This is a genomic window from Streptomyces sp. NPDC057099 (genome assembly GCF_042671245.1).
GTDB lineage: Bacteria > Actinomycetota > Actinomycetes > Streptomycetales > Streptomycetaceae > Streptomyces > Streptomyces purpurascens.
This window is the reverse complement of the sequence record NZ_JBHUTX010000105.1, coordinates 1-4,236: the sequence shown is the minus strand read 5'-3', so window position 1 is coordinate 4,236 and position 4,236 is coordinate 1. Positions and strand designations below refer to the sequence as shown.

Annotated in this window: 4 protein-coding genes; all 4 read right to left on the bottom strand. The window is 71.1% G+C overall.

All coding sequences use genetic code 11. The features are described 5' to 3' along the window. Positions 1 to 18: 18 nt before the first annotated feature. From ACFT4A_RS42270 to pdhA, 4 genes are read right to left on the bottom strand one after another with little or no spacing between them, the layout of a single operon-like run. On the bottom strand, positions 19 to 240 hold the full coding sequence (locus ACFT4A_RS42270) for a hypothetical protein (protein ID WP_382841995.1): 222 nt from the start codon (positions 238 to 240) through the stop codon (positions 19 to 21). Then, positions 237 to 1,670 (bottom strand): dihydrolipoamide acetyltransferase family protein, encoded by a 1,434-nt coding sequence (locus tag ACFT4A_RS42265; RefSeq protein ID WP_382841992.1) that lies wholly within the window; start codon positions 1,668 to 1,670, stop codon positions 237 to 239. The genes ACFT4A_RS42270 and ACFT4A_RS42265 overlap by 4 nt, the downstream gene beginning before the upstream one ends. 10 nt (positions 1,671 to 1,680) lie before the next feature. Next, a complete protein-coding gene (locus tag ACFT4A_RS42260) occupies positions 1,681 to 2,658 on the bottom strand; it encodes an alpha-ketoacid dehydrogenase subunit beta (RefSeq protein WP_215120238.1) in 978 nt (325 codons plus the stop codon). Between the two features lies 1 nt (position 2,659). Continuing rightward, a complete protein-coding gene (gene pdhA / locus ACFT4A_RS42255; protein WP_382841988.1) occupies positions 2,660 to 3,862 on the bottom strand; it encodes a pyruvate dehydrogenase (acetyl-transferring) E1 component subunit alpha in 1,203 nt (400 codons plus the stop codon). Between the last annotated feature and the right edge of the window lie 374 nt (positions 3,863 to 4,236).

The following is a 4,236-nucleotide window of genomic DNA, read 5'->3' as shown; positions in this document are numbered from 1 at the left end:
GTGAGCCCCCTTCGCACATCAGCCAGCCGTCCGCCGGCGGCGCTCCAGCGCCCGGGCAGCCTTGCGCCGCCCTCCGGCCGGCACGTTCACGGACGAGCCCGCCCCGGCTCCCGGCTCCCGGCTCCAGCCGCGGATCCGCGCCGCGACCCGGGCCGGCCGCTCGTCGCCGGGCCGTACGTCGACCGGACAGACGCCGGCGGCCCCCCGCCCGAGGGCAAGGGGCCGCCGCAGTCGGCTCACGCCCAGGTGATCAGACGCTTCGGCTGCTCCAGGATCGCCGCCACGTCCGCCAGGACCTTCGAGCCCAGCTCGCCGTCGACCAGGCGGTGGTCGAAGGACAGGGCCAGGGTGGTGACCTGGCGGGGCTTCACCTTGCCCTTGTGGACCCACGGCTGGAGCTTGATCGCACCGACCGCGAGGATCGCGGACTCGCCCGGGTTGAGGATCGGCGTGCCCGTGTCGACGCCGAAGACACCGACGTTGGTGATCGTCACCGTGCCGTTCTGCATGTCCGCCGGGGACGTCTTGCCGTCCCTGGCCGTCGACACCAGCCCGCCCAGCGACTCGGCGAGCTGCGGCAGCGTCTTGGCGTGGGCGTCCTTGATGTTCGGCACGATCAGACCGCGCGGGGTCGCGGCCGCGATGCCCAGGTTCACGTAGTGCTTGACCACGATCTCCTGGGCGGCCTCGTCCCAGGACGCGTTGACGTCCGGGTTGCGCCTGATCGCGACGAGCAGGGCCTTGGCGATCAGCAGGAGGGGGTTCACGCGCAGGCCCGCGAACTCCTTGTCCTCCTTCAGCTCCTCGACCAGCTTCATCGTGCGCGTCACGTCGACCGTCACGAACTCCGTGACATGCGGCGCCGTGAACGCCGAGCCCACCATCGCCGCCGCCGTCGCCTTGCGGACGCCCTTGACCGGGATGCGGGTCTCGCGGGCGGTGTCGTACGACACCGCCGCCGGCGCGGGTGCCGGGGCGGCGGTCGCGGGGACCGCGGGGGCCTCCGGCCGCGGTGCCTGCGGCGGGGCCACCGCCGCGTGCACGTCCTCGCGGGTGATGATGCCGTCCGGGCCGGTCGGGACGACCGTCGTCAGGTCGACGCCCAGGTCCTTGGCCAGCTTGCGGACCGGAGGCTTGGCCAGCGGGCGTTCCTTGACGGCGGAGGCAGCGGGAGCGGTGGTGGCGGCCGTCGAGGGCGCGCCTCCATGGCCGTTCAGCTCCGTCTGGACCGCGGTCGAGGCCTGCTGGACCGGGACCTCCGGGCCCTTGCGGGGGCGACGGCGGGTGGACGAGGCCGCCACCCCGTAGCCGACGAGGACCGGCTGGCGGCCGGAGCCCTCCGCCTTCGGTTCCTCAGTGGTCTGCGGGGCCTGGGGGGCTTCCGCCCGCGGCTCGGCCGGCGCGGCCCCTCCGCTCACGTCGACCGCGATGATCGACGTGCCCACGTCGACCGTGGTGCCCTCGGGGAAGTGCAGGTCCCGGACCACGCCGTCGTACGGGATGGGCAGCTCGACGGCCGCCTTCGCCGTCTCGACCTCGCACACCACCTGGCCGTCGGTGACCTTGTCGCCGGGCTGGACGAACCACTTGAGGATCTCGGCCTCGGTGAGCCCCTCACCCACGTCCGGCATCTTGAACTCGCGTACGGACGCTTCCGTCATCGTCGTCACGACCCTCTCCTCAGTACGCCAGCGAGCGGTCGACGGCATCCAGCACCCGGTCCAGGTTCGGCAGGTACTCCTCCTCCAGGCGGGCCGGCGGATACGGCGCGTGGTAGCCGCCGACGCGGAGCACCGGGGCCTCCAGGTGGTAGAAGCAGCGCTCCGTGATCCGCGCGGCGATCTCCGCGCCGGAGCCGAAGAACACCGGGGCCTCGTGGACGACGACCAGCCGGCGCGTCTTCTCCACCGACGCCTGGATCGAGTCGAAGTCGAGCGGGGAGACCGAGCGCAGGTCCAGGACCTCCAGGTTCCTGCCCTCCTCGGCGGCCGCGTCCGCGACCTCCTGGCAGAGCTTCACCATCGGGCCGTAGGCGGCGAGGGTGAGGTCGGTGCCCTCGCGGACCACCTGGGCCTTGTGCAGCGGGCCCGGGATCGCCTCCGTGGCGACCTCGCCCTTGTCCCAGTAGCGGCGCTTGGGCTCGAAGAAGATCACCGGGTCGTCGCTCTGGATGGCCTGCTGCATCATCCAGTACGCGTCCGAGGAGTTGGACGGGCTGACGATCTTCAGGCCCGAGACGTGCGCGAAGAGCGCCTCGGGGGACTCCGAGTGGTGCTCCACCGCGCCGATGCCGCCGCCGTAGGGGATGCGCACGACGACCGGGAGCTTGACCTTGCCCAGGGAGCGGGCGTGCATCTTGGCGAGCTGGGTGACGATCTGGTCGTACGCCGGGAAGACGAAGCCGTCGAACTGGATCTCCACCACCGGGCGGTAGCCGCGCAGGGCCAGGCCGATCGCCGTGCCGACGATGCCCGACTCGGCGAGCGGGGTGTCGATGACGCGGCTCTCGCCGAAGTCCTTCTGCAGTCCGTCCGTCACCCGGAAGACGCCGCCGAGCTTGCCGACGTCCTCGCCCATGATCAGGACTTTGGGGTCGGCCTCCAGGGCGTGGCGCAGCGACTCGTTGATCGCTTTGGCGAGTGCCATCTTGTCGGCCATGTCAGTTGCCCCCCTCATCGGCGAACGACGCCTGGTACGCGGCGAACTGGGCGCGCTCCTCGTCGACGAGCGCGTGTCCGTCCGCGTAGACGTTCTCGAAGATCGCGAAGTGGTCCGGGTCAGGCATGGCACGGACCGCTTCGCGCACTCGTTTGCCCAACGCCTCGGACTCGGCCTCCAGTTCCTCGAAGAATCCCTCGTCCGCGTGGTTTGAGGTCTCCAGGAACCGGCGAAGGCGCAGGATCGGGTCCTTGGCCTCCCAGGCCTGGCGCTCCTCGTCGCCCCGGTAGCGGGTCGGGTCGTCGGAGGTGGTGTGGGCGCCCATGCGGTAGGTGAACGCCTCGACGAGGGTCGGGCCCTCGCCGGCGCGGGCCCGCTCCAGGGCCCAGCGGGTGACCGCGAGGCAGGCGAGCACGTCGTTGCCGTCGACCCGTACGCCCGGGAAGCCGTAGCCCTGCGCGCGCTGGTAGATCGGGACGCGGGACTGCTTCTCGGTCGGCTCGGAGATGGCCCACTGGTTGTTCTGGCAGAAGAACACGACCGGGGCGTTGTAGACCGCGGAGAAGGTGAACGACTCGGCCACGTCGCCCTGGCTGGAGGCGCCGTCGCCGAAGTAGGCGATCACCGCGCTGTCGGCACCGTCCTTGGCGACGCCCATCGCGTAGCCGGTGGCGTGCAGCGTCTGGGAGCCGATGACGATCGTGTAGAGCTGGAAGTTGTTGCTGTTCGGGTCCCAGCCGCCGTTGTTCACACCGCGGAACATGCCGAGCAGGTTGGTCGGGTCCACCCCGCGGCACCAGGCGACGCCGTGCTCGCGGTAGGTGGGGAAGACGTAGTCGTCGTCGCGCAGGGCGCGGCCCGAGCCGATCTGGGCGGCCTCCTGGCCGAGCAGCGAGGCCCACAGGCCCAGCTCGCCCTGGCGCTGCAGGGAGGTGGCCTCGGCGTCGAAGCGGCGGGTGAGCACCATGTCGCGGTACAGGCCGCGGAGCTCTTCCGGGGTGACACCGGCGACGTACTTGTCGTACTCGGCATTCTTGACGCGCTTGCCCTCGGGCGTCAGCAGCTGCACGAGCTGGGGATCGGCGGCCTTCTTCGCGGCTGCCTTCTTCGCAGGCGTGCGGGTGGTGCCCTTGGTGCCGGTGGTGCCGGCCTTGCTTCCGGCGCTGCGTCGCGATGTGCGCGCGGCAGTGCTCTCCACGGTCACGTGTGCTCCTCCGTCGGTCCGGCCCCCGGGGTTGCCGGTAGGCCAGTGCGGCTCACCTGTTCTCGGCCACCGGGGCACGGGGTGGGTGCCACTCGGCCGGGAACAGGCGTGACAGGTGCCCCGGCGAGCGCCCTGCAACAAGCACGTTACCCAGTGCTCCACATTTCTGTGAAACCCCATCTGACCTGCGATTTTGCTTGGATTTCCAAGTAAATCGGGAAGGCGGGGAAGGGGCCCTGGTCACAGCCTTGCAGGAGGCCGGAGCAACCGCACGTTAACCCGGTGACCCAGGTCACGGGAAGAGCCAACTTGTCGGCGCGGCGAAACGGCACGCGCGCGTGGGGCCCGTTTCCGGGTCCCACGCGCGCGTGGAT

Bases quoted from the DNA above. Each gene is read 5' to 3' on its own strand.
- ACFT4A_RS42260 (WP_215120238.1), bottom strand. From the start codon at position 2,658: ATGGCCGACAAGATGGCACTCGCCAAAGCGATCAACGAGTCGCTGCGC.